The organism is Morganella sp. B601 (assembly GCF_051172335.1).
Classification (GTDB): Bacteria; Pseudomonadota; Gammaproteobacteria; order Enterobacterales; family Enterobacteriaceae; genus Morganella; species Morganella morganii.
In genome coordinates, this window is the sequence record NZ_JBPIZE010000006.1 from 1 (window position 1) to 23,894 (window position 23,894).

The window sequence follows — 23,894 nt, forward strand, 5'->3', positions numbered from 1 at the left end:
GAACTCAGAAGTGAAACGCCGTAGCGCCGATGGTAGTGTGGGGTCTCCCCATGTGAGAGTAGGGAACCGCCAGGTTATTATTAAGTGAAGAAGCCACCCATTGGGTGGCTTTTTTGCGTTTTGGGGGAAAAGAAAAACTATTCTGAACCCACTTCTCTCCGGATATCCTTTTATTAAAAAAGCCACCATGTACCAGATACCAGACTCTCTGAGCAATTCCCGGTAACCGGGAAACTCAGAACGCACTATCCTGTGGTCACACTCTTCCGGGGGGGGGGGGGCTCATGCAGCAGCTGCAAATACGGCAATGCGGCAATGAGCTGTCCGCATCTGCTCATCGGTATGGTTTCCCGGCAAACAGGCCGGGCAGACCAGAGTGGTATTTATAAAGATATCTTTGCCGTCTCTTTATCCCTGCGAATACAAAAAGATCAGATGATTAATCGCCTTCCCGGACTCTGACTGCGACCAGAAAAATACTTCCGTTTGTATTTTATCTGTCATCATAACGATGCCTTTATCATCAAATATTGCCGGAATGATATCTGCAGGATAGGTTTATGAAATCAGTGAAGAAAAACGGCAGGTTAATAAGGTCTGTGGTTTAAATGCTCAGGCCGGTATTCCCGGGCCGGAATAACGTTATCTGCTATTTTTCTGTGAATTAATTTTCCTGTAGTTGTTTTATCCGCCAATTTGTCAGATCAATTTGGCAGGCTTTCATGATATCGCCGGCACCACTACCGCCGAGTGTTGCATCATAGCGATACCGGCACTCAGCATCGCGGAAAGTGATAAAGGCGGAGTGTGACAGATTCAGTGACTGAATAGCTTTTTCACTTCCGGCTGAATGGAGTGATGCAATTTCCTGTTTTTTCTGTGCCTGAATCGTATTCAGCCGGGTATTTGCGGCATTCAGTTTTGCATCCAGGCAGCCTGCAATTTTTGTCCGTGGTGCATCCCCGGCAGACTGATAGCATTGCTCCAGCGGACTTAATCCTTTCTCTTTCGCCACCGTTACAGCGGAAAAGCTGATGCTCAGACCGGCGATACCCAGTATTACAGCAGTGCGGGATAAATTCATGCTTACTCCTTATTTTAATCCTGTTCGTTGCAGTCCGGCTGACAGATAAAGATTCCGGCAGATGTATTTTTAATCCTGCTTATCATAGGTTTCCCCTGTGCCATAAGGGTATAAAATAATACCACTTTCCGGGTCTTTAATGTCTGCGGGTAACCGTCCGGCGGGATAATTAAGCGGGCGGGCATTTTTACCAGAGAATAATGTCCGTAAGCCGCTCCGGATATTGGTTTCCAGTGCGTTACGCTGACCATTTGTAATATCAAATCCGGTAATACCATAGATAGCAATATTGGCTTTTACATTACTCAGACTCGCAATATCGTATGGATCCCGTGAAGATATTACGACTAAGGGAATGCCTGCATCATTGGCGGAGTTGATGATAAATTGTGCATTTGTATCACGTTCCCGCAGGTTGTAAGTGACCAGTAAAATAATATCCTGCCCGCTGATCATGGTGCTGACTTTCTTTTCGGAGAGCGTTTTCTTATCGGTTTTTATTTTTTGTGCAGTGACATGAATACGGGTTTCCGTTTCCCGTGCAATATCATTCAGATGTTTTTTAATTAACTGATTACGGGGATATTCATCGGAGATTACCAGAATTTTATTCTCCGGTTTCAGTTGATAAGGCAGGATGCCGTCATTTTTTATAATAGTAACAGCCTGTTCTGAAATTTTATTTTCCTGGTTTTTATGCTGTGCTGAAGCGACAATTTTTTGTGCCTTCACCGGATCTGCCGGTGCTCCGCTGATGGCTTTATTCAGTTTCATCAGAACCACCCGTTTTGCGGATTCATCAATACGTTGCTGCAGTTCCGGGTTTTTCTGTGCCTGTTCATCCAGATAACGATATAAATTATCAAGGCGCTTAACCGCTTCTTTATCCCACATTTTTACCGGCATCAGGATAATATCTGCGCCTGCAGACAGAGCGTGTTCAACGGCAAAATTGATCTCAAAATTATCAGTGATAGCTTTCATATCCATGGCATCCGTAATTATCAGCCCCTGAAAGTGAAGTTCTTTGCGTAATATGCCTGTCAGGACAGGTTTGGATAATGTGGCTGGCGTACCTGCTTCTGAACCGTCACGGGTTTTTATTTTTGTGTCATCCAGTGCCGGGACAATAATATGTGCAGTCATAACCGCATCTGCACCATGTTGCAGCGCATAAATAAATGGCGGCAGTTCAGTTTGCCGCCAGGTTTTTTCATCTGATGCGACAACCGGAAGGGCGACATGTGAATCTGCAGAAACATTGCCGTGTCCTGGGAAATGTTTAAGAGCAGTGATAAGCCCGTACTGATGAATACCACTGATATAGGCGGCTGACAGGATTTCTGTCAGCTCTTTTCTGTCAGAATACGCCCGTACACCAATGACCGGATTATTTTGATTATTATTGATATCCACAACCGGGCCAAAATTCATATTAAACCCCAGTGCAGATAACTCACTGCCATGAATTTCACCGGTTAATCTTGCTGAATTCGGATCACGGGTAGCTCCGAGAGCCATATTTCCGGGCATTTCTGTACCAACCCGCAGCCGGGTTATATAGCCACCTTCCTGATCAATACTGATAAATAACGGAAGATGGTAACGGGAAGACTGAATATCATTGATCAGTTTTACTGTCTGGGGTGTATCAATTAAATTTTCTCTGAATAATACAACGCCACCTAACTGGTAACGATAGATAATATCTTTGATATCACTATTTATATTGATCACGGGAACAGGAACCGGACTCCGGAATATATCCCAATAGCGAAAATCAAGCATCATCAGCTGACCAATTTTTTCTGTCTGAGTCATGGATGCAACAATGTTTTCTGCTGCCCTTTCCGGTTCTTTTTTCAGTGCATCGATATCTGAAGGAGTCAGTGGTGCTGCGATAATTTGAAAACTGAATAATATAAATAACAGCAATGTTTTTTTCATAATGACATCCTTTTCATGATTTTTTCAGCTGTTTATTGTGGCCGGTTATTTTTATTTTCAGAGTTATCAGACTACTAATAATTTTTTTCATTCTGATAGCACCACCCGGTGAATTTTTGCTCTAATTTCCGTTTGTCAGCAGGATATAACGGACGAATAAGGAAATCAAAAAATGATGCAAAAAACAGCACTGGCAAATGCAATCTGCGGCGTACTTTTAGTGAACTCAATGACAGCGTCAGCGGCGATAACCTATCAGTATGAAAAGGATGTTACTAACCGGACAGTGACTGATAACCAGGTCGGTATTAAACCGGGCTCAGGTGATGCCGGGAAGCAGACTATTGGCCAGGACGGGAAATCAGTCAACAGCTGGATATTTGACCTCGGAACTGTTGATGTGAATGATGGCGGTATACTGGATAAAGCTAAAGTGGGATCTCCCAGAACGGCTTCTGAGCTGAATAGCGGAAGTCGTCAGAATTTATATCTTCCTGCTGGGCGTGACGGCGAAGTTAATGTGTTCGCCGGCGGAAAAGCGGTGGATACACAAATTATCGGTAAAGGAAATGTGAATGTTCATGAAGACGGAATTGTCAGTAATACATCCGTAAAAGAAATGGGTGTTTTACGTTTTCACACCGGCGGAAAAAGCACCGGTGATATGAATGTTGAACGACAGGCATTTGTTGTTCTGGATAATGATGATTTTTATGGCAGTGGTAAAAATACCATAATAGAGCATATGAATCTTGCCGGAAATCTTTTTATTCAGGATATGTCGACAGAGAATGTAAATGAATTTTCTAATTTCCAATGGGAAAATCGGGAGATTACCGTTGATTCGGCAAGCTATTTTCAGGTCGTCAATATTGATGATCTTTATTTAGATCATGGCTCAGTCAGCCTGAAACCAAAAATAGACGGTACGAATGCAATATTTAATGAGCTAGTCGTAAAAAACCTCAGTGGTCAGGGGGTGTTTTCATTTCACTCTCAGATTGCCGATGATATCAGTGATAAATTAGTGGTGACAAATAATGCAACCGGTGATTTTAAGGTTAATGTTTATGATACCGGAAAAAATATCATTGACCCGGATGAAACCGTAGAGCTGATTGAAATTAATCAGGGAAATGCTGAATTTAAACTCGCCGGAAATAATGGTGTGGTCGATCTGGGACTTTATAAATACCGTTTAATCAAAGGTATAAAAAGTAACGGAAAATCAACCTGGTATTTGGCAACCAAAGCAGATCATATACCCTATCCGGATATCGATCCTGATGGAGAGATACAAGATGAACCTGAAATAGATAAAGACGATAAATATGTTCAGGAAATTGATACGGAAACCGGAAAAGATGTTACTAATGATACCAGTACGCCTGAGCTCCGGGATGTGCTATCCAACAGTGCACTGGTCGGGTTATCAATGGCATCGGTGAATCGTCAGATATTGCGCAGTGAGAATATATCAGGCCCGTCACGTCGTCATATTACAGACAGTTTGTCAGATAAAAAATACGGGATGTGGGCAAATTACCGTTATGACAATGCAAAGTTCAGTGACAGTAAAAGCCGTGCATTCAGAAATCACCTGAATATTCTGGAAATCGGTTACGATAAAGTCAATAAAGCGCGTTACGGTGATATTGCATTCGGTTTATTTACCAGCGCAGGGAAAACCCGATCGACATTTGATTATGCGCCTGGGCAGGGAAATACGGACAGTTTTGCTATCGGCGGATATACCCACTGGCAATATCAGGATTGGTATATCGCCGGTATGCTGAAAGGCTCGCATTTTAAAAATCGTGTTAGTACTCAAAGCTGTGGTGGCGGAGCAGTTGACGGCTCATTTAAGCAAAATGCGCTGACCGTCAGTGCGGAAGCCGGAAAGAAACTGCATATTACACCGGAAATTAGTCTGACACCTTACGGGCGGATCGATTACAGCCGTTTCAGTGAGGCAAAATATCAGTTATCAAACGGAATGGATATTCATGCGCATAACAGTGACAGTGTGAACGGTGAAATAGGTTCACGCCTCAGTATGGATACACACATTGATGATATTAAAATCAGTCCTTTTGTGAATATCGGTGTTTCACATGAGTTTGTGAAAAACAATAAAGTGACACTAAATAAAAAAGATTTTTCAGCCAGAAATGAAACTACAACAGGTAAATATCAGGTGGGTGCAACTATTGCGTTAACGCCGGATACCAGGATAACCGGCAGCCTGGGTTATCGCCATGGTGATAAAAATGAATCACCTATTAATGCTTATATCGGATTGAAAGTCAGTTTTTAATTATTATGCTGATAAAAGAAACAGCCATACCGTGTCACTGGTATGGCTGTTTTCATTGTATTAATGCGTGGTACTTTTTTCCCGGGGTAATGCGGAGGCCGGAACTCCGAAGAGTTTGTCAAACGCCCAGTTAAAGAAAAATGTGTAGATCGGGATAAAAATAATCAGGGCAAAATCCAGCAGGAAAGCCTGTATTAAACTGACCGATAACCACCATGCAATCAGCGGAATAAGGAAAACCACCAGTGTCAGCTGAAACAGAATGGCGTGTACGAATCTGCGGCGGAATGTCCGGATACGGGAAATCTGGCGGGATTCCCAGAATTCAAACAATGTATTAAAGATAAAATTCCAGCTGACGGCGATGGTGGTAATTGCCAGCGCCAGCGGCCCGGTCACACCGGCTGAATTACCAGAGAGTATGGCCAGCGCAACTGATGAAATGACCCAGCCGATGAGCTCATAAGCGGTGATAAAGACCAGTTTTCGTTTTAAACCCTGCATATTGATATCCTGCTGCTGTTTACTGTAAAGAATGCAGGGAAAGTAAATCAATAGAGATGATAATAAAAGTCAGCTACTATCAGATTTTCTGACAGTCCGGAGGGTATATGCCGTTTAACAGTGATAATTTGCAGCTTTTTCTGACGGTGCTGGAGAAAGGATCATTTTCAGCCGCCGCAAGAGCGCTGCACCGCGTGCCGTCAGCGGTCAGTATGGCGGTCAGTAATCTGGAAGCTGAACTGGGTTTTGCACTGTTTGAACGTTCGGGCAGGGCACCGGTACCGACAGAAAGAGCCCTGGCGCTGGCACCGTATGCCAGAGAGATAACGGATAAAATTTATCAGCTGAATGTGTTTACCCGCGAACTGACGCAGGATGTGGAGAGTACACTGGCGGTGGGGGTTGCAACCTGTGTGAATCCGCAGGACCTGTTTTCTGCACTGCAGATACTGAATCAGCGTTATCCGCTGCTGAAAACGGAAATTTTATCCGGGTCACAGGATGACATTCTGCCGCTGCTGCATCAGGGGCGGATCCAGCTGGCACTGGTTTTCGGCGGGCTGTATGTGGATCCGCGCGAGCAGTTTCACTGTATCGGTCATGAAGCCCTGGTGGCCACCATTTCAGCCACGCATCCTTCTTTATCACAACAACAGTCTGTTTATATTGAAGATTTGGTACAGGCAAAACAAATCGTTATTGCCAGTCTTCATCATTCTCTCACTGATGTGCGTTCACAGATGGCGACGAAAACCTGGCAGACCGATAATTTTTCGGTGGCGCTGGGACTGGTTAAAGCGGGTATCGGCTGGGGGAATCTGCCGGAATCGATGATCCGGGCGGAAGTGGCGTCCGGGACACTGAAAGTCCTGTCATTCCGCAATACCCGTAACGGTCTGGTGCTGCCGGTGCATATTGTCAGCCGGAAAGGGGATGTGCTTAAACGTGGTGCTCAGGAGTGCATCGGGCTGCTGACGGAAAGCCGTGTGTCTGAGGGAAATTAGTTGTTATGATAACGGGATAAATCAGCAGAGAGGAAAAGCGTATGTTTGAAATCCGCGATTTACAGGTTATCCAGGGCGGAAAAACATTGTGGGACGGCCTTTCTTTCCGGTTGAATGCCGGTGAGCGTCTGGGGATCTCCGCACCCAGCGGGTTCGGGAAAACAACGCTGGGGCGGGTTCTGGCACAGTGGCAGCAACCGCATGCCGGGGAACTGCTGCTTGACGGCAAGCCGGTACCGAAAACCGGCTATTGTCCGGTGCAGCTGGTACCGCAGCATCCTGAGAAGTGTTTTAATCCGTACCGCACGACCGGTGCCGGGTTATATGATGCCTGGAAACCGGATGCGGAATGGCTGGAAAAGCTCAGCATTGAGCCTCACTGGCTGGAACGTCGTCCGGATGAGTTGTCCGGCGGGGAACTGGCGAGAATCGCACTGTTGCGGGCGTTAGATCCGCGTACCCGTTTCCTGATCGCTGATGAGGTGACGGCGCAGCTGGATGCACATATTCAGGCGCAGATCTGGCATGTACTGATTGAAGAATCAGAGAAACGGCCGCTCGGGCTGGTGGTATTCAGTCACAATAAGGCGCTGCTGGAAAAGGTCTGCACATCGGTATGGATTGCCGGGGAGCCGGAAGAGAGCCTGCTGTCTGATGTGGCAGTTTGACTTTTCCGTCCGGTGGCATAAAAATACGAAGCTGATAAATAATAATGATAATTATTACTGATTATGAAGGATCAGCGACGTGAAAAAAACTTTGCTTTGCTGCGCGGCATTTTCTGCATTTTCCGCGCAGGCCTCTTCTTCCTGTCAGTCACTTTCCGCCCCGGATGAAAAACAGACGATGACGATTACCGGCATATTTGATCACAACGGACAGGCCTGTGTGCAGTTGCCGTTGTCAGAAAAACAGGTGGTGATCGCGGAAAGTGAGAATATCCGTGATTTGTCACTCTATGACAGTCAGATGACACCCCGCCGGACGCTGCTTACCGACAATCCTGTCACAGAAATGCAATCTGTGACATTCACATTACCGTTTGATGACACCTGGACACTGACCTCACAGGGAGTACCGGGCTCTGAATGGAAGTTGGCACTTACTAACTATCCGTATCAGCCGCTGGCTGAAAACACCTCCCTGCCGGTGGACAGTGTGCGGTTGCAGCAACTGATAACGCTGGTTAAAGGGCGTGATACCTCGGCTTTCTGGCAGGAGGTGACAGAAACCCCGCTGGTTGAGGAGTATGACGAGCACCACAAGCGGATCACGTTTCTCTGGCGTGGTGCGAAAGTGAATGCTTACATACTTGGTGCGCCTTCCGGGCAGCATGATCCGATGGCCAGACTGAATGATACCGATATCTGGTATCGCTCCTACATTGTTCCCGCAGAGACTGTCAGTCAGTATAAAATTGCCCCGGATATTCCGCAGCTTGACCGTTCCGTTGAAGGCGCCCGCCGCAAAGCGCTGCTGAGTACTGCACAGGCGGACCCGCGTAACCCGCTGAGTGCGGGTGCAGACGGGGCGGATGAATTCAATCGCCATGCCATTATTGCTTTAGATAACAACAGAGTGTGTGATTTCCGGGCGCCCGGACAACAACCGGTTTTTGGTACGGTGACGTTGCATCAGCTGCATAGCGATATCCTGAATAACCAGCGGGAAATTGCAGTGTATACCCCGCCGGAGCCGGGGGAGGAGCCCTGGTTGCTGGTGCTCTTTGACGGGCAGATATACCGCAAAAACTATCATATCGTCACATTTATTGATCAGTGGGTGAAGCGCGGGGAAATCCCGCCGCTGTATGTGGTGATGGTGGACAGTATCAGCAGTGAGCAGCGCGGCAAAGAGCTGCCGCCGAATGAGCAATTCCCGCAGTTTCTGGATAAAGAGCTGATGCCGTGGCTGGCACAGCAGGGTATTAATATTCCGGCGGGGCGGACCATTATTTCCGGCAGCAGTTACGGCGGCCTTGCATCTTCCTGGAATGCGATGAAATTACCTCACCGCTTTGGCAATGTGCTGAGTATGTCCGGCTCTTACTGGTGGTCACCGGAGGGAGAGCCGCCGGAATGGCTGATTCGCGAGTTTGCAGGTACTCACAAACTTCCGCTGCGGTTTTTCCTTGAGGCCGGTGTGTTTGAAACCCGTGCCGGTGCCGGCGGGATTTTGCATAACAACCGGGCGCTGTATCAGGTTTTACAGGAAAAAGGTTACGAGGTTACCCGTGAGGAGCGCCCGGGTGGGCATGACTATGTCTCATGGTGCGAAACCCTGCATTCCGGGCTGATGTATCTGACTGACACAAAGAGGTCACAATAGTGTCACGCTGATGTCATAAGAGCGGATTAGGCTGTCCTGCGTTGATAACTGACTACTTTTTATTAATGACAAGGATTCTGCTCATGCTTCATGCGACGATGAAAACACGGGTTGCAGCTGCCGTTCTGGCACTGCTGACAGGCTCTGCATTACCGGCAGTTGCAGCGGGGAATGCAGATGCCATTCTGGCACAGGAGCGCGCCGCCAAAGGCAATATCACGGAGTTCGGCGGTGCGCGCCGTCTGTCATCCGATCAGACTGAGGCGCTGAAAGCGGCTATCGGTCAGACCAAAGCAAAAAATGTGATTCTGTTTATCGGCGACGGTATGGGTGATTCCGAAATTACCGTGGCGCGTAACTATGCGGAAGGCGCGGGTGGCGTGTTTAAAGGGATTGATGCCCTGCCGCTGACCGGTCAGTACACCACGTATGCGCTCGATAAGAAAACACAGAAACCGAATTATGTTACTGACTCCGCTGCCTCTGCGACTGCCTGGGCTTCCGGGGTGAAAACCTATAACGGTGCGCTGGGCATCGATGTTACCGGCAAACCGAACACCACCATTCTCGAGCTGGCAAAGAAAAACGGCAAAGCGACCGGGAATGTCACCACATCTGAAATTCAGGATGCCACACCAGCCGCACTGATCTCGCATATCAGCCAGCGTAAATGCTATGGCCCGGAAGAAACCGCAGAGCGCTGCAGTGCGGATGCGCTGGAAAACGGCGGATTAGGCTCTATCAGTGAGCAACTGCTGAATGCCCGTGCGGATGTCACGCTCGGCGGCGGTGCGAAGAGTTTCCGTCAGACAGCCAAAGCCGGGGACTATGCAGGGAAAACTCTGGAAGAGCAGGCAGCGGCACGCGGCTATCTGGTTGTGAAAGATGCCAAATCGCTGGCGGATGTGAAAGCGGTAAATCAGGATAAACCGGTGCTCGGATTATTCAGTGACGGCAATATGGAAGTGGCGTGGGAAGGCCCGAAAGCGTCCTACCGCGGCAACCTCGACAAACCTGTCGTGGAGTGTAAACCAAGTTCAAAACTGGATCCGAATGCCCCGACACTGGCTCAGATGACTGAAAAAGCCATTGATCTGCTTAAAGATCATGAAAACGGCTTCTTCTTACAGGTGGAAAGCGCCTCTATCGATAAACAGGATCACGCGGCAAACGCCTGCGGCCAGATCGGCGAAACTGTCGCGCTGGATGAAGCGGTACAAATCGGTATGGAATACGCGAAAAAACATGGTGATACACTGGTGATTGTGACCGCTGACCATGCTCATTCCAGCCAGATTATTGAAGCGGATGTGGTCTCACCGGGTCTGACTCAGGCACTGCTGACCAAAGACGGCAGCGTGATGGCAGTTAACTACGGTAACTCGGAATCAGATTCGCAGGAGCATACCGGTGCCCAGCTGCGTGTGGCGGCATATGGTCCGGGTGCGGCGAATGTGGTGGGTCTGACGGATCAGACAGATTTGTTCTTCACCATGCGGGACGCGATGGAGCTGAAGTAATCTGCGGTACCTGATATTCACAATGTTCTGAAGTGCTTTTCTTCATGTTGATTGCATCATTTTGCTGATTTCAGCAGTGGCTGCCGCCGGTACTCTGTGCCGGCGGTTTTTTATTATTTTTTGTAACATGATGATTTTTGAAATATATTTACCATAAGGTATACTTATCCGATGTCCCGGCTCCGGGACAGATATCCTGTATTCCGTAAAACTGTGTGTTTTATGCGATTTTTTCTTCTGATGGCGGCGGTGTTTATTACCATTATCACATTGTGACACAGTGCCTGTGTGATATACCGTTGATCTGATCGTTTTAACGGGACCTTATGCTGACGAAAACACTATGCTGACATTACTCCATCTTCTTTCATCGGTTGCGCTGCTGGTCTGGGGGACACACATTGTCCGGACAGGAATTATGCGTGTTTTCGGTGCGGATCTGCGGCGGCTGCTCGGAAAGAGCATCCGGAAAACATCACGGGCATTTCTCGCCGGTCTGGGGGTAACTGCGCTTGTGCAGAGCAGTAATGCCACCGCATTGCTGGTGATCTCGTTTGTGGCGCAGGGCATGATAGCGCTGCCGCCCGCACTGGTGATTATGCTGGGGGCGGATGTCGGGACGGCGCTGATGGCACGGGTGCTGACGTTTGATCTCTCCTGGCTCTCACCTCTGCTGATTCTGGCGGGGGTCACTACGTTTCTCAGTCAGAAAAAGAGCCGGACCGGGCAACTGGGGCGGGTCGGTATCGGGCTGGGGCTGATTATCCTGGCGCTTCAGCTGATTGTGGCTTCCGCAGAGCCGATTACACAGGCCTCTGCGGTTCAGGCTATTTTTACGTCACTGAGCGGGGATGCGGTGCTGGCGCTGCTGGTGGGCGCACTGTTTGCCATGGTCAGCTACTCCAGCCTGGCGGCGGTTCTTTTGACGGCCACACTGAGTGCCACCGGCCTGGTGCCGCTGCATATCAGTCTGGCGATCGTCATCGGCTCCAATCTCGGCAGCGGGTTCCTGGCCATGCTGAGCAGCCGCGGCCAGAATGCGGTTGCGCGTCAGGTGGTGCTCGGCAGTATGCTGTTCAAACTGATTGGCTGTGTGCTGGTGCTGCCGTGGGTGAAACCGCTGGCGCTCTGGGTCGGCCAGTACAATCTGCCGGCGGCGGAAGTCGTTATTTATTTCCATGTGGTCTATAACCTGCTCCGCTGTGTGCTGATGCTGGCACTGGTGAAACCGATGGCGCGGCTGTGTCAGCGGCTGATCGCCGAACCGGAAGCGGAAGAGGACAGCGCAGCGCCCCGTTATCTGGATCAGAGCGCGCTGGATACTCCGTCTCTTGCACTGGCTAACGCGGTGCGGGAAACGCTGCGGCTGGGGGATGTGATTGAACAGATGCTTCAGCGTTTTGACAGCCAGCTGGCGGGTAAAGGTGAGCAGAAACGGCTGATAAGCCACCTGGAAGAAGAAGCAGAGATGCTGCACAGCAGTATCAAGCTCTATCTGGCGCAGTTACAGCAAACCGAGCTGGGAGAGAGTGATTCCCGGCGCTGGGCGGAGGTGATTGATACCGCGATGTCACTTCAGCAGTCCTCCCTGATTATCGGGCGGATGTCTCACGATGTGGCGAATCAGACGGCGGATCCGCAGCGTATCTTCTCGAAGGACGGCTACGGTGAACTGACTACCATGATGTCGCGGTTGCAGAATAACCTGAATCTGGCGATGTCAGTGTTTGTGTCCGGGGATGTGGATAATGCGCGGCGGCTGCGCCGGGCAAAACACCGGTTCCGTCTGCTGAATCAGCGTTACTCTTTTGCTCATGTGGAGCGGCTGCATGTCAATAATCTGCAGAGCATCGGCAGCAGCCGGTTACATATCGGGCTGCTGGGGGATATGAAGCGCCTGAACTCTCTGTTTTGCTCTGTGGCCTATCATGTGTTAGAAGGTGTCGCAGATATAAAAACAGAGACAACAAATGATGACACTTCTCACGAGACAGCTTGAACGGCAGAAAATACCGTGCATTTTTATCAGCACCCGGGATGTGAACTGATCGCAAAACCGGACCCGGCACTGTTTGCCCTTGAACCGGAAGATATTCATTTTGTGTCTCTTTTCCGGAACTGATCATTTAACACATTAATATTCGTTCAATTTATAGACGCATTAATTATAGGTGTATGATTTTCAGGTATATAATCATGCGCCTTTTTTGCATTTTATGCGAAAAAGCGGTTGCAACAGACGGCAGATTATTTATGATAACAGGAATGATTCTCATTTCGTTATTGTAAGGAGTGGCTGTGATGCAAATTAAACACCCGCTTTCATCGTTTTTCTGGCAGCAGTTAACCGGGGTCGGTGGCATGATGCTGGCGCTGATACCGGTCGTGTTGTTTTTATCACAGGGGCATGAACAGGATGCTGCCCGTATTGCATTAGCGGTGGTGATTCTGCTGACAATGCCGATGCTGTATAACCGCGTATTGCGTCATTTCCTGCTGATTCCGGCAGGGATTGCATTCGTTCTGGGAAGTCTGCTCTGGTTCGAGCATCTGAGGATGTGATATCCGGGAAGTGATGTCAGAAGATTGTCATAACAGTGGTGCGAAGGGGGGGACTTGAACCCCCACGTCCGTAAGAACACTAACACCTGAAGCTAGCGCGTCTACCAATTCCGCCACCCTCGCAGGTACTGTCATTCAATCTGCTGTCAGTTATATGTGATAAGATCTGATTGGTGCGAAGGGGGGGACTTGAACCCCCACGTCCGTAAGGACACTAACACCTGAAGCTAGCGCGTCTACCAATTCCGCCACCCTCGCAATTCAGAACTATCTTGTAACTGATAGCATGGAGGCGGATTTTAGCGGTTTTATCCGCGCCGTCAATAATTTTTTATCAAAATTGGTGACTTCGCTTACTTATTAGGCATTTGTAGCCAGATAGACCTTAAATTTACCGGTTTGCGCCAGAACCTTATGCTGACCAAATGTGCTGTCCAGCAGATCCGGATACGGTAAAAAGGCGTTGGCCACGATACACAGTTTTCCGCCGCGGTTCAGACGGGCTTTTGCACCGGAGATAAGGCGCTGTGCGGCACTGTAGCTGGTGTTCAGACCGTCATGGAACGGCGGGTTGGCAACAATCCAGTCATAGCGGTCACTGATATCCGAATACACATCACTGGCGATTACACGGCCTTCCAGCTGGTTCCGCGCCAGAGTTTCGCGTCCGGCTTCAAGGGCGGCCGCTGAGACATCACTGAGCGTCAGGGTCAGCCCCGGGTTACGTTTTGCCAGTACGGTCGCGATAACACCACTGCCGCAGGCAATATCCAGCAGAGAGCCGGTCACCGGCTGGTTCAGTGATTCCAGCAGCAGTGCGCTGCCGACATCAATATTGTCCTGGCTGAATACACCCGGCAGCGTCACGATTTGCGTCCCTTCAGCGGTATAACTGCCGATCCACTCTTTCAGGGCAAAGTGTGCCGGGGTGGTCAGTTCGCCGTAATAAAGGCCGCAGCGGCGTGCGCTGTCAATTTTACGGAGTGCTGTGAACGGCTCTGTCATTTTTTCCGCGCTGCGGACACCACTGCGGTTTTCACCGACAATAAAAATATTGCTGCCAACCGGCAGGCAGGAAAAAATCTGTGTCAGCTGGAACAGTGCTTCCTGTTTACTCTTCGGCCAGAAATAGATCAGTGTATCGCATTGTGCGGCGGCTTCCGGACTGACGGTCAGCGCAAATGCGGCGCGATCACCCAGCGGTGCACGCAGAGCCTGCCACTGATGATACTGGCTGGTGCTGACATATACTGACTGCGCGGAAAGTTGTGCAGCGAGGGAGTCCTGAATGTCTCCGGCAAGCAGGACACGGCTCCCGGTAAATTCGTCTGCATGACGTAAAATCACTTCACTGGCCGGGGTAAGCATGGACATCCGTTAACTCCTGTAAATCATAATTCGGCAGCATTGGCGCGGGCAGCGCGCTTTGCTAAGATAGTGTCGTTTGTTATTTCAGGGATACATTATGACGCGACGAGACAGAATGCTGGCTCAGATGGGGATCACCCAATGGACGCTGCGTCAGCCGCAGCGCCTGAAAGGGGAACTGTCTGTACAGATCCCGGCTTCGGCACGTTTGCTGATCATAACCGATGAGCAGGCAGATCTCACCTGTGATTTACTCAGCGATATATTCCGCAGCCTGAATATCACAGCGGATGATGTTTACTGCATCACGCCGGATAACGTTCAGAGTATCCCGGCGCAGACAAACTGCCTGTGCTGGCTGCCGGGAACGGAAGCTGAACTGCCGGATTCACTGCCTTCATTACACTCCCCCCGTCTTGCCGACCTGTATCAGGATGCACAGGCAAAACGCGGATTATGGACACAAATTTATCATTATGATCAGACTGTCACCGCTGCTTCCCGCTGATTTTGCCGCCGCATTCCGTATTGAACAGGCTGCTCACGCTTATCCCTGGAGTGAAGCCACATTCCGCAGCAATCACGGCGAACGTTACCATAACCTGAAACTGGAAGCAGACGGGGAACTGGCCGGATTCGCCATCAATCAGACGGTACTGGATGAAGCAACTCTGTTTAATATTGCGGTTTCGCCTGACCATCAGGGAAAAGGTTATGGCCGTCAGTTACTGGAAAAAGTGATTGAAGACCTGACAGCAAAAGGGATTGCGACACTCTGGCTGGAAGTCAGGGCATCCAACAGCCCGGCGATTGCGCTGTATGAATCACTCGGTTTTAATGAGGTCACTGTGCGGAAGAATTATTATCCGGCGGCACAGGGTAAAGAGGATGCAGTGATTATGGCGCTTTATCTGAGTTTCGGAATGTAATAGCGCGAAACGTAATAGAGCGATAAGTCAGATAAAACGGCGGTTTTTTATCCCTTTCGGCAATTTTCTGCGTGTTACTGTGATGGTATACATTTATCACAGGCACGCCTTGTCATGTTTATTCATAAAATTATCACACCGATGTTTATCCGGCGCTTTGAATGCGTCGGTTCTGAATGCCTGTCGCACTGCTGCCAGGACTGGTTTATCAGTATTGATAAGAAAACCTATAAAAAATATCACAATGCTGACAGCATTGAAATTAAACAGATTTCTCAGGAACATGTCCTTAAATCGGAGCGTGCCGGTACTTATGCGTATATCCGGCTGACGGAAGAAAAACAGTGTCCGTTTCTGACAGAAAAGCGGCTGTGTGGTGTTTACAGCAAGCTCGGGCCTTCGGCAATGAGTGATACCTGCCGTGAGTATCCACGCAGTGAAATAAAATATCAGAATGCGACGTTTAAGCGCTTGTCACTCTCCTGCCCGGAGGTTGTCCGTCAGTTGCTGTTTTCCGCCGATGCCATGCAGTTAACGGAAGAAGAGCAGTATCTGAAAAAAGCACCGCAGGATGCGGCACTGACTGATCCGCAATACCTGATGTACCTCTGGTGCCTGAATCTGGTGCAGGCTCCGTCGCCGGAGTTTGAGGATAACCTCTATGCCGTCATGCAGTTACTGACGTTTATCAGTAAGCTCAATTATGACATTGAAGTGAATTTTGATCGTATTCAGGGCGTGTATGAGTTTCTGCTCAATGCAGCGGAAAACGGGGAACTGACGGCAGAGCGCAGAGCACTGCCGCACCCGGTCAGTTTTCAGACGGCAGTATTAAGTGTTTACGGCAAATTTATTCCGACCCTGTCCCGCAGCGGCAGTTTTTTACTTTCCACTTATATCAACACGCTCACACAGCTGGGGCTGGATGAGCAACAGACCACAGAACGCACGGAAGAAAACATGGCGCGTCTGCGGTCAGAATGGAAAGCACAGCAGCAGAGCAGTTGTCTGAATCAACCGTACACACTGCGCAATCTGTTTTCCTATCTGCTGTATCACAGCCAGTTTCCGCATGCGGCTAATTTCGCCGGTGATGTTACCGGTTCCCGCAATGCCTTGTCTCACTTCAGCCTGCTGGTCATGGATTATTTCTATCTGCGCACCAATCTGGCGGCGCTGGCGGTAACGGAGGAACGGGTACTGAAAGAGAGTGATGTTCAGCTTTTACTGGGCGCCTATTTCTCACTGAAAATGCATGTGAGTGATATTAACGCAGATTTACTGGCACTGATGGAACGTTGTCAGATGAGTGATGCAATCGCTTGTATCTGCCTGCTGGATAACTGACGGAGCCGGATTTTCAAGCTTTTGTTGTTTCACGGGGCAAACCGGGCGAAAATAAGCACCATTAATGAGAAATCAGAGGCGGAAACCGTGTGTTTCTGCCTCGCAGCCCCAGAAGAACGCCCAGATGTCAAATAATGCATTTTTACAGGAAGTGGCCAAGCGCCGCACCTTTGCGATCATTTCGCACCCCGATGCCGGTAAAACCACCATTACCGAAAAAGTCCTGCTGTTCGGACAGGCTATCCAGAAAGCCGGTACCGTCAAAGGCCGCGGCTCGAATCAGCACGCCAAATCTGACTGGATGGAGATGGAAAAACAGCGCGGGATCTCAATCACCACATCCGTGATGCAATTCCCGTATCACGATGCCCTGGTGAACCTGCTGGATACCCCCGGGCACGAAGACTTCTCCGAAGATACCTACCGCACCCTGACGGCGGTGGACTGCTGCCTGATGGTGATCGATGCGGCAAAAGGGGTTGAGGATCGTACCCGTAAGCTGATGGAAGTTACCCGTCTGCGTGATACGCCGATCCTGACCTTTATGAACAAACTTGACCGCGATATCCGTGACCCGATGGAGTTACTGGATGAAGTGGAAAACGAGCTGAAGATTGCCTGCTCGCCAATCACCTGGCCTATCGGCTGCGGTAAGCTGTTCAAAGGGGTTTATCACCTGTACCGCGATGAAACTTATCTGTATCAGACCGGGCAGGGGCATACCATCCAGGAAGTCCGTACCGTAAAAGGGCTGAATAACCCGGATCTGGATGCCGCTGTCGGCGAAGAACTGGCAAAACAGCTGCGTGATGAGCTGGAACTGGTACAGGGCGCATCCCATGAATTTGATGAGGAGCTGTTCCTCGCCGGTGAACTGACGCCGGTCTTCTTCGGTACCGCGCTGGGGAACTTCGGGGTGGATCATATGCTGGACGGCCTGGTTTCCTGGGCACCGGCACCGATGCCGCGTCAGACTGATGTCCGTGAAGTGACTGCAAAAGAAGATAAATTCACCGGGTTTGTCTTTAAAATTCAGGCGAATATGGATCCTAAACATCGTGACCGCGTGGCGTTCCTGCGCATTGTCTCCGGTGTGTATGAAAAAGGCATGAAACTGCATCAGGTGCGTCTCAAAAAAGACGTGGTGATTTCTGATGCGCTGACCTTTATGGCCGGTGATCGTGCGCATGTGGATTGCGCCTATCCCGGCGATATTATCGGGCTGCATAACCACGGCACTATTCAGATTGGTGATACCTTCACTCAGGGTGAGATTCTGAAATTCACCGGTATCCCGAACTTTGCACCGGAACTGTTCCGCCGTATCCGTCTGCGCGATCCGCTGAAACAGAAACAGCTGCTCAAAGGGCTGGTTCAGCTGTCCGAAGAGGGCGCGGTGCAGGTCTTCCGTCCGCTGGCCAACAACGACCTGATTGTCGGGGCGGTGGGTGTGCTTCAGTTTGATGTGGTGGTTGCCCGTCTGAAAAGCGAGTACAACGTCGAAGCGATTTATGAGGCGGTTAACGTCTCCACCGCCCGCTGGGTGGAGTGTGACGATGTGAAGAAACTGGAAGAGTTCAAACGTAAAAACGAACTGCATCTGGCACTCGACGGCGGCGATAACCTCTCGTATATCGCACCGACCATGGTGAACCTGAATCTCACCGCGGAACGTTATCCGGATGTGAGTTTCCACAAAACCCGCGAACACTGACAGTATGAGAACGCGCCTCCGGCGCGTTTTTTTTATGCCGGAGTTAAGATACACTGACAGACAGATGATGTTCATCATGAAAATGAAGAAGGAGACGATAATGCGCAATACCATGAAATCACTGGCTGTCCTGCTGGTCAGCGGCACACTGTTCAGTGCATCCGCCATGGCGGAAGAATCTCTGAGCCAGAAAGCCGGCCAGGCGTGGGACAGTGCTTCTCAGTCTGCGGAAGATTTGGGTAAGCAGGCGGAGCAGAAATTTGACGGCGCGGTAAAAGATGCCTCACTGCTGGTGGATGACAGTACGATCACCGCAAAAATCCGCGGTCAGCTGCTGAGTGCGGATGATATTGACAGCAATGATATCGCTGTGAAAACCATTAACGGTACTGTGTATCTCTCCGGATTTGTCACCACAGATGCGCAGCGTACAAAAATCATCGATATTGCCAAAGGCGTTCCCGGTGTTCGTGCCGTGGAAGTCAGTATCGGGCAGTATAAATAACCGGCAGGTAATCTGCGCCGGGGGAAGAACAGGATGGGAACGTATATCCCGGTAACGCCCGGGAAAATCGCACCGCTGGCCTGGTTGCCTGATCCGCTTCAGGCGACCGGTAAACTGGCGCTGGTCTGTGAAGGTGGCGGCCAGCGCGGGATTTTTACGGCCGGAGTGCTGGATGAGTTTCTCAAAGCCGGGTTTAACCCGTTTGATTTACTGATAGGCACCTCTGCCGGTGCGCAGAACCTGTCGGCGTATCTGTGCGGTCAGCGCGGCTACGCCCGTCATGTCATTACCCGCTACACCACCGACAAACAATTCTTTAATCCGCTGCGTTTTATCCGCGGCGGAAATCTTATTGATCTCGACTGGCTTATTTCTTCAACCTCTGCGGAATGTCCGCTGAATATTGCGCATGCACTGCGGCGCTTTGAGCAGGGGCAGGAATTTTATATGTGCGCCAGCCGGGCGGATAATCTGAGTGCCGCGTATTTCAGCCCGCAGGCAGAAGACTGGCTGGAATATATCAAAGCTTCCAGCGCTATCCCGGGATTCTACCGTGAAGGGGTGGAAATTGACGGCATCACATATCACGACGGCGGTATCAGTGATGCAGTACCGGTTATTGAGGCATGGCGGCGGGGGGCGACCCGGATTGTGGTGATCCGGACTGTGCCTTCACAGCTCTATTACACCCCGGAATGGGTGAAAAGGATGGAACGCTGGCTGGAAAAAAGCCATCTGAAACGGATGGTTGCTATGATGAAACAGCACGCCAAAAGCTATTACCGGACACAAAAGTTTATTCAGTCACCGCCGCCCGGGGTTGAAATTGCTGAAATTTATCCGAATGCACCGCTGGCAAGTAATGCGCTCGGCAGCCGGGTCAAGACACTGATGCAGGATTACCGGCTGGGCCGCCGCAGCGGGCGCTATTTTCTGGCAACACTCGGCGAACGCTGGGCGTCATATGAGCCTGTACGAAGTTCCGTACTGAGGGTTCCCCCCGCATCCAACGACAACGACTCACAACTGCCGGTCACCGACGGTACAGCGGCGGTATTACATTCACCGGAACGCTCACCGGAAAAGCCGGCGGACTGAATAAATGCAATTTATTGATACCCACTGCCATTTCGATTTCCCGTTTTTTACGGATGATCTTATCCGCCACAAAGCCGCTGCGGCACAGGCCGGGCTGACCGATATTATTATCCCGGCGGTCAGCAATCGGAACCTCAGCACAGTCGCCGGGCTGTGCCGGTCATCCGGCGATGGATTTCCCCGGCTGCACGCGGCATTTGGTCTGCATCCGCTTTATATTGCCGAACACACCCCTGAACATCTGGAACAGCTTGAGTCGCTGATCACCGGAAGCGGGACAGAATGCGTGGCGGTGGGGGAGATCGGGCTGGATCGCTATATGGCCGAGCCGCAGTGGGATAAGCAGCTGGATTTTTTTATTGCTCAGCTGAAACTGGCCGCACGGACAGATAAACCGGTTATTCTGCACTCCCGCAAAACCCATGACACGCTCGCTGCTGTTCTGCGCCGTCACCCGGTGCCCCGCCGTGGTGTGATTCACGGATTTTCAGGTAGTTTTGCCCAGGCGGACGCCTTTGTGAAACTGGGTTATTACATCGGGGTCGGCGGGACAATTACCTACGACCGGGCTCAGAAGACCCGGCGGGCAATCGCGCAGGTCCCGCTCTCTGCATTACTGCTGGAAACGGATGCCCCGGATATGCCGCTCAGCGGTTTTCAGGGCGAGCCGAACCGGCCGGAGCGGATTGTCCGTACATTTGAAGTGCTCTGTTCACTGCGCAGTGAGTCTCCGGAAGAGATTGCTGCTCAGATTTATCGCAACAGCTGTACACTTTTTTCGCTGCAATCACCTGATTAAGATTCCTGAATCGATTTTCCCGCGATTTTGTCCTGTTAAAGCCTGCATTCTGTGTGCCAAGTCACCTGAAATCACTTACAATTGTAAGCAGATGTTATTTCATGTTCGTCATCTGGTTAAATACCCGCCAATTCCCGGCTTTACAGGGGGATTTTCAGGGTAAAATAGTTGAATAGTGTGATTATCATCATATTTTTGTATTTTTTGTTACTTTTTTCAGTCGTTATTTGTGACGCAAGTTGATTGTTGGCCGGACTGACCGGGTATAATCAGCGCCACAGGGTTCTGCTCAGAGCTGCATGCGGAGCAGGACTATTAATCTACATTATCGTGAACAGGGATACTTCCATGCAACTCCTTATGAGTCTGGTCGGGATGGCAGCGCTGATCTTTATCGCAGTGCTGTTTTCAAGTGATCGCCGGGCAATCAAACTGCGGACTGTCACCGGTGCCTTTATTATTCAGGTACTGATCGGTGCGCTGGTTCTTTATGTCCCGGTGGGACGCAAAATCCTCCTGGCAATGTCTGACGGTGTCGCCAGTGTTATCGGCTATGGCCAGAAAGGGATGGACTTTATTTTCGGCGGCCTGGTATCCGACAAAATGTTCGAGGTATTCGGCGGCGGCGGTTTCGTCTTTGCTCTGCGCGTTCTGCCGGTTATCGTCTTCTTCTCCTCGCTGATTGCCGTTCTGTATTACCTCGGCATTATGCAGCTTGTGATTAAAATTCTCGGCGGCGGTTTACAGAAACTGCTGGGCACCTCCCGTACCGAATCCCTGTCCGCGACAGCCAACATCTTTGTGGGACAAACTGAAGCCCCGCTGGTGGTACGTCCGTATATCTCCGGGATGACCAACTCAGAACTGTTTGCGGTGATGTGTGGTGGTCTGGCATCCGTGGCCGGTTCTGTTCTCGCCGGGTATGCGCAGATGGGGGTACCGCTGGAGTACCTGATCGCTGCATCCTTTATGGCGGCGCCGGGCGGCCTGCTTTTTGCAAAACTGATGGTACCGGAAACCGAGCATTTCGATGATCGTCGTGAAGCCATGGCCGGTATGGCAGAAGAAGAACGCCCTGCCAACATCATTGATGCGGCGGCAAGCGGTGCGTCTTCCGGTATGCAGCTGGCACTGAACGTGGGTGCAATGCTGCTGGCGTTTATCGCACTGATCGCTTTAATCAACGGGATCTTAAGCGGTGTCGGTGGCTGGTTCGATTATCCGCAGCTGTCACTGGAACTGCTCCTCGGCTGGATCTTCTCACCAATCGCCTTCCTGATCGGTGTTCCGTGGAGTGAAGCCATGACCGCCGGTTCCTTTATCGGCCAGAAAATTGTGGTCAACGAGTTTGTCGCCTATATGAATTTCGGTGAATACCTGAAGCCGGATGCACAGGTGATTGCTGCCGGTTTACAGCCGTTGTCTGATCACACCAAAGCGATTATCTCCTTTGCCCTGTGCGGCTTTGCCAACCTGTCCTCTGTTGCTATCCTGCTGGGTGGCCTGGGCGGTATGGCACCTAACCGCCGTAAAGACGTGGCACGTCTGGGTATGAAAGCTGTGATGGCCGGTACTCTCTCCAACCTGATGAGTGCAACCATCGCCGGTTTCTTCCTGGCACTGTAATGCTCTTCCTGCACAGGTGAACCCGGTTCACCTGTGCACTTCACTGATTCAGTGTACTTGTCTTTCTGTCACTCCCTGTTTATCCCTTTCCTGCGCTATACTATGCCGTGAATATGTGCTGCCATTTTGCGCATATCAGGCCATTAACGTGATTTTTATCACATAATCATATGTATTTATGTAAATGCTGTTATATAAACGTGATGAAAGGCACGTATTATAGCGCCAGGACATGCTCAAATACGGCATGGATACCCTATAACGGATTCGGTGATTCTGTTTATCAGTCACCTGTATTACAGCGCGGTGAGAAGGATCTCAGCGTTAGCTCTTATCTCAAGAGAGACAACGTCTTCACGGAACCAAGTCCCGCTCGCCAACACATTTTGCATCGTTCAGATATTGCGTCTGCCCGGCAATGGCGCGGACATACGTTGGAGAGTTTTATGACCGATTTAACCGCCGCAGCGCAGCGCGCGCTGTCCTTAATGGATTTAACCACCCTGAATGATGATGATACTGACGCGAAAGTCACCGCGCTGTGTCATCAGGCGAAAAGCCCGGCCGGCCAGACTGCGGCCATCTGCATTTACCCGCGTTTTATCCCGCTGGCCCGTAAAGTTCTGCGTGAGCAGGGGACGCCGGAAGTGCGTATCGCGACTGTCACCAACTTCCCGCACGGTAATGATGACATTGAGATTGCACTGGCTGAAACCAATGCTGCGATCGCTTACGGCGCAGATGATGTGGATGTGGTGTTCCCGTACCGCGCGCTGATGGCCGGTAATACACAGGTTGGTTTTGATATGGTGAAAGCCTGCAAAGAAGCCTGTGCGAAACACAATGTGCTGCTGAAAGTGATTATCGAAAGCGGTGAGCTGAAAGATCCTGCGTTAATTCGTCAGGCATCTGAAATCGCCATCAAAGCCGGTGCTGATTTTATTAAAACCTCCACCGGTAAAGTGCCTGTCAACGCCACGCCGGAAACAGCGGAAATCATGATGACCGTGATCCGTGATATGGGCGTCGGTAAAACCGTTGGTTTCAAACCGGCCGGTGGTGTCCGCACTGCGGAAGAAGCCGCGCAGTATCTGGCGATGGCTGACCGTATCATGGGCGAAGGCTGGGCTGACTCCCGTCACTTCCGCTTTGGCGCATCCAGCCTGTTAGCCAGCCTGCTTAACGCACTGGGCTACGCAGACGCCAAATCTGACAGCAAGTATTAATCACGCTTTCCGGGCC

The 23,894-nt window shown here is 50.4% G+C and carries 20 protein-coding genes, 2 tRNA genes, 1 rRNA gene and 1 pseudogene; 18 read left to right on the forward strand and 6 right to left on the reverse strand.

Features of this window, described 5'->3' with window-relative positions:
* Nucleotides 1-75 (forward strand): 5S ribosomal RNA (gene rrf, locus ACSBQN_RS15335); the annotation flags it as partial.
* A 589-nt stretch (nt 76-664) separates the two neighbouring features.
* Here the strand turns inward: rrf and umoC are convergent.
* Entirely contained in the window at nt 665-1,084 is a 420-nt protein-coding gene (gene umoC, locus ACSBQN_RS15340; protein ID WP_036409406.1) for a lysozyme inhibitor LprI family protein, read from the reverse strand.
* Between the two features lie 69 nt (nt 1,085-1,153).
* Nucleotides 1,154-3,031 (reverse strand): glycoside hydrolase family 3 protein, encoded by a 1,878-nt coding sequence (locus ACSBQN_RS15345; RefSeq protein ID WP_201893442.1) that lies wholly within the window; start codon nt 3,029-3,031, stop codon nt 1,154-1,156.
* A 286-nt stretch (nt 3,032-3,317) separates the two neighbouring features.
* On the opposite strand from ACSBQN_RS15345, the gene ACSBQN_RS15350 reads away from it, so the two are divergent.
* Complete coding sequence (locus tag ACSBQN_RS15350) at nt 3,318-5,348, forward strand: autotransporter outer membrane beta-barrel domain-containing protein (RefSeq protein WP_434991733.1); 2,031 nt, start codon at nt 3,318-3,320, stop codon at nt 5,346-5,348.
* Between the two features lie 60 nt (nt 5,349-5,408).
* On the opposite strand, the gene ACSBQN_RS15355 is transcribed toward ACSBQN_RS15350, so the two are convergent.
* Complete coding sequence (locus ACSBQN_RS15355; RefSeq protein WP_024475068.1) at nt 5,409-5,852, reverse strand: PACE efflux transporter; 444 nt, start codon at nt 5,850-5,852, stop codon at nt 5,409-5,411.
* Nucleotides 5,853-5,959: 107 nt separating this feature from the next.
* On the opposite strand from ACSBQN_RS15355, the gene ACSBQN_RS15360 reads away from it, so the two are divergent.
* From ACSBQN_RS15360 to ACSBQN_RS15390, 7 genes and pseudogenes are all read left to right on the forward strand, one after another.
* On the forward strand, nt 5,960-6,856 hold the full coding sequence (locus tag ACSBQN_RS15360) for a LysR family transcriptional regulator (protein WP_024475067.1): 897 nt from the start codon (nt 5,960-5,962) through the stop codon (nt 6,854-6,856).
* A gap of 41 nt (nt 6,857-6,897) precedes the next feature.
* Complete coding sequence (locus ACSBQN_RS15365; protein WP_024475066.1) at nt 6,898-7,524, forward strand: ATP-binding cassette domain-containing protein; 627 nt, start codon at nt 6,898-6,900, stop codon at nt 7,522-7,524.
* Between the two features lie 79 nt (nt 7,525-7,603).
* Nucleotides 7,604-9,184, forward strand: coding sequence for an alpha/beta hydrolase-fold protein (locus tag ACSBQN_RS15370; RefSeq protein ID WP_354632967.1), 1,581 nt, complete (start codon nt 7,604-7,606; stop codon nt 9,182-9,184).
* Between the two features lie 83 nt (nt 9,185-9,267).
* Entirely contained in the window at nt 9,268-10,704 is a 1,437-nt protein-coding gene (gene phoA, locus ACSBQN_RS15375) for an alkaline phosphatase (RefSeq protein WP_354632966.1), read from the forward strand.
* A gap of 343 nt (nt 10,705-11,047) precedes the next feature.
* Nucleotides 11,048-12,703, forward strand: coding sequence for a Na/Pi cotransporter family protein (locus ACSBQN_RS15380; protein WP_024475063.1), 1,656 nt, complete (start codon nt 11,048-11,050; stop codon nt 12,701-12,703).
* A gap of 6 nt (nt 12,704-12,709) precedes the next feature.
* Nucleotides 12,710-12,826 (forward strand): annotated as a pseudogene (locus ACSBQN_RS15385) (GNAT family N-acetyltransferase); the annotation flags it as partial.
* 179 nt (nt 12,827-13,005) lie between these two features.
* Complete coding sequence (locus ACSBQN_RS15390; RefSeq protein ID WP_004237051.1) at nt 13,006-13,266, forward strand: DUF1435 family protein; 261 nt, start codon at nt 13,006-13,008, stop codon at nt 13,264-13,266.
* A gap of 36 nt (nt 13,267-13,302) precedes the next feature.
* On the opposite strand, the gene ACSBQN_RS15395 is transcribed toward ACSBQN_RS15390, so the two are convergent.
* The 3 genes from ACSBQN_RS15395 to rsmC all read right to left on the reverse strand — a co-directional run bounded on the left by ACSBQN_RS15395 (nt 13,303) and on the right by rsmC (nt 14,640).
* A tRNA-Leu gene (locus ACSBQN_RS15395) sits at nt 13,303-13,389 on the reverse strand.
* 48 nt (nt 13,390-13,437) lie between these two features.
* A tRNA-Leu gene (locus tag ACSBQN_RS15400) sits at nt 13,438-13,524 on the reverse strand.
* 102 nt (nt 13,525-13,626) lie between these two features.
* A complete protein-coding gene (gene rsmC / locus ACSBQN_RS15405) occupies nt 13,627-14,640 on the reverse strand; it encodes a 16S rRNA (guanine(1207)-N(2))-methyltransferase RsmC (RefSeq protein WP_036409396.1) in 1,014 nt (337 codons plus the stop codon).
* Nucleotides 14,641-14,731: 91 nt separating this feature from the next.
* Between rsmC and ACSBQN_RS15410 the strand changes: the two genes are divergently transcribed.
* From ACSBQN_RS15410 to deoC, 9 genes are all read left to right on the forward strand, one after another.
* The gene (locus ACSBQN_RS15410; RefSeq protein ID WP_032099229.1) at nt 14,732-15,142 is read left to right on the forward strand and encodes a DNA polymerase III subunit psi; all 411 of its coding nucleotides are present in this window, start codon (nt 14,732-14,734) and stop codon (nt 15,140-15,142) included.
* Nucleotides 15,111-15,563: a ribosomal protein S18-alanine N-acetyltransferase gene (gene rimI / locus ACSBQN_RS15415; protein ID WP_024475060.1), complete on the forward strand. Its 453-nt coding sequence runs from the start codon at nt 15,111-15,113 to the stop codon at nt 15,561-15,563. Before ACSBQN_RS15410 ends, rimI begins: the two co-directional genes overlap by 32 nt.
* A 114-nt stretch (nt 15,564-15,677) precedes the next feature.
* On the forward strand, nt 15,678-16,910 hold the full coding sequence (gene fliB / locus ACSBQN_RS15420; protein WP_024475059.1) for a flagellin lysine-N-methylase: 1,233 nt from the start codon (nt 15,678-15,680) through the stop codon (nt 16,908-16,910).
* A 124-nt stretch (nt 16,911-17,034) separates the two neighbouring features.
* A complete protein-coding gene (gene prfC / locus ACSBQN_RS15425; protein WP_004237057.1) occupies nt 17,035-18,624 on the forward strand; it encodes a peptide chain release factor 3 in 1,590 nt (529 codons plus the stop codon).
* Between the two features lie 100 nt (nt 18,625-18,724).
* The gene (locus ACSBQN_RS15430; protein ID WP_024475058.1) at nt 18,725-19,129 is read left to right on the forward strand and encodes a BON domain-containing protein; all 405 of its coding nucleotides are present in this window, start codon (nt 18,725-18,727) and stop codon (nt 19,127-19,129) included.
* Between the two features lie 33 nt (nt 19,130-19,162).
* The gene (locus ACSBQN_RS15435; RefSeq protein WP_024475057.1) at nt 19,163-20,227 is read left to right on the forward strand and encodes a patatin-like phospholipase family protein; all 1,065 of its coding nucleotides are present in this window, start codon (nt 19,163-19,165) and stop codon (nt 20,225-20,227) included.
* A gap of 4 nt (nt 20,228-20,231) precedes the next feature.
* The gene (locus ACSBQN_RS15440) at nt 20,232-21,026 is read left to right on the forward strand and encodes a TatD family hydrolase (RefSeq protein ID WP_024475056.1); all 795 of its coding nucleotides are present in this window, start codon (nt 20,232-20,234) and stop codon (nt 21,024-21,026) included.
* Between the two features lie 348 nt (nt 21,027-21,374).
* On the forward strand, nt 21,375-22,652 hold the full coding sequence (locus tag ACSBQN_RS15445) for a NupC/NupG family nucleoside CNT transporter (RefSeq protein WP_024475055.1): 1,278 nt from the start codon (nt 21,375-21,377) through the stop codon (nt 22,650-22,652).
* 446 nt (nt 22,653-23,098) lie between these two features.
* Nucleotides 23,099-23,878 carry a deoxyribose-phosphate aldolase gene (gene deoC / locus ACSBQN_RS15450; RefSeq protein ID WP_024475054.1) on the forward strand — a complete coding sequence of 260 codons (780 nt, stop codon included), beginning with the start codon at nt 23,099-23,101 and terminating at the stop codon, nt 23,876-23,878.
* Nucleotides 23,879-23,894: the final 16 nt, after the last annotated feature.

Excerpts from the sequence above, each read along its gene's own strand:
- umoC (WP_036409406.1), bottom strand. The coding sequence starts at position 1,084 with ATGAATTTATCCCGCACTGCTGTAATACTGGGTATCGCCGGTCTGAGC.
- ACSBQN_RS15345 (WP_201893442.1), bottom strand. The coding sequence starts at position 3,031 with ATGAAAAAAACATTGCTGTTATTTATATTATTCAGTTTTCAAATTATC.
- ACSBQN_RS15355 (WP_024475068.1), bottom strand. The coding sequence starts at position 5,852 with ATGCAGGGTTTAAAACGAAAACTGGTCTTTATCACCGCTTATGAGCTC.
- ACSBQN_RS15360 (WP_024475067.1), top strand. The coding sequence starts at position 5,960 with ATGCCGTTTAACAGTGATAATTTGCAGCTTTTTCTGACGGTGCTGGAG.
- ACSBQN_RS15365 (WP_024475066.1), top strand. The coding sequence starts at position 6,898 with ATGTTTGAAATCCGCGATTTACAGGTTATCCAGGGCGGAAAAACATTG.
- phoA (WP_354632966.1), top strand. The coding sequence starts at position 9,268 with ATGCTTCATGCGACGATGAAAACACGGGTTGCAGCTGCCGTTCTGGCA.
- ACSBQN_RS15380 (WP_024475063.1), top strand. The coding sequence starts at position 11,048 with ATGCTGACATTACTCCATCTTCTTTCATCGGTTGCGCTGCTGGTCTGG.
- ACSBQN_RS15390 (WP_004237051.1), top strand. The coding sequence starts at position 13,006 with ATGCAAATTAAACACCCGCTTTCATCGTTTTTCTGGCAGCAGTTAACC.
- rsmC (WP_036409396.1), bottom strand. The coding sequence starts at position 14,640 with ATGTCCATGCTTACCCCGGCCAGTGAAGTGATTTTACGTCATGCAGAC.
- ACSBQN_RS15410 (WP_032099229.1), top strand. The coding sequence starts at position 14,732 with ATGACGCGACGAGACAGAATGCTGGCTCAGATGGGGATCACCCAATGG.
- rimI (WP_024475060.1), top strand. The coding sequence starts at position 15,111 with ATGATCAGACTGTCACCGCTGCTTCCCGCTGATTTTGCCGCCGCATTC.
- fliB (WP_024475059.1), top strand. The coding sequence starts at position 15,678 with ATGTTTATTCATAAAATTATCACACCGATGTTTATCCGGCGCTTTGAA.
- prfC (WP_004237057.1), top strand. The coding sequence starts at position 17,035 with ATGTCAAATAATGCATTTTTACAGGAAGTGGCCAAGCGCCGCACCTTT.
- ACSBQN_RS15430 (WP_024475058.1), top strand. The coding sequence starts at position 18,725 with ATGCGCAATACCATGAAATCACTGGCTGTCCTGCTGGTCAGCGGCACA.
- ACSBQN_RS15435 (WP_024475057.1), top strand. The coding sequence starts at position 19,163 with ATGGGAACGTATATCCCGGTAACGCCCGGGAAAATCGCACCGCTGGCC.
- ACSBQN_RS15440 (WP_024475056.1), top strand. The coding sequence starts at position 20,232 with ATGCAATTTATTGATACCCACTGCCATTTCGATTTCCCGTTTTTTACG.
- ACSBQN_RS15445 (WP_024475055.1), top strand. The coding sequence starts at position 21,375 with ATGCAACTCCTTATGAGTCTGGTCGGGATGGCAGCGCTGATCTTTATC.
- deoC (WP_024475054.1), top strand. The coding sequence starts at position 23,099 with ATGACCGATTTAACCGCCGCAGCGCAGCGCGCGCTGTCCTTAATGGAT.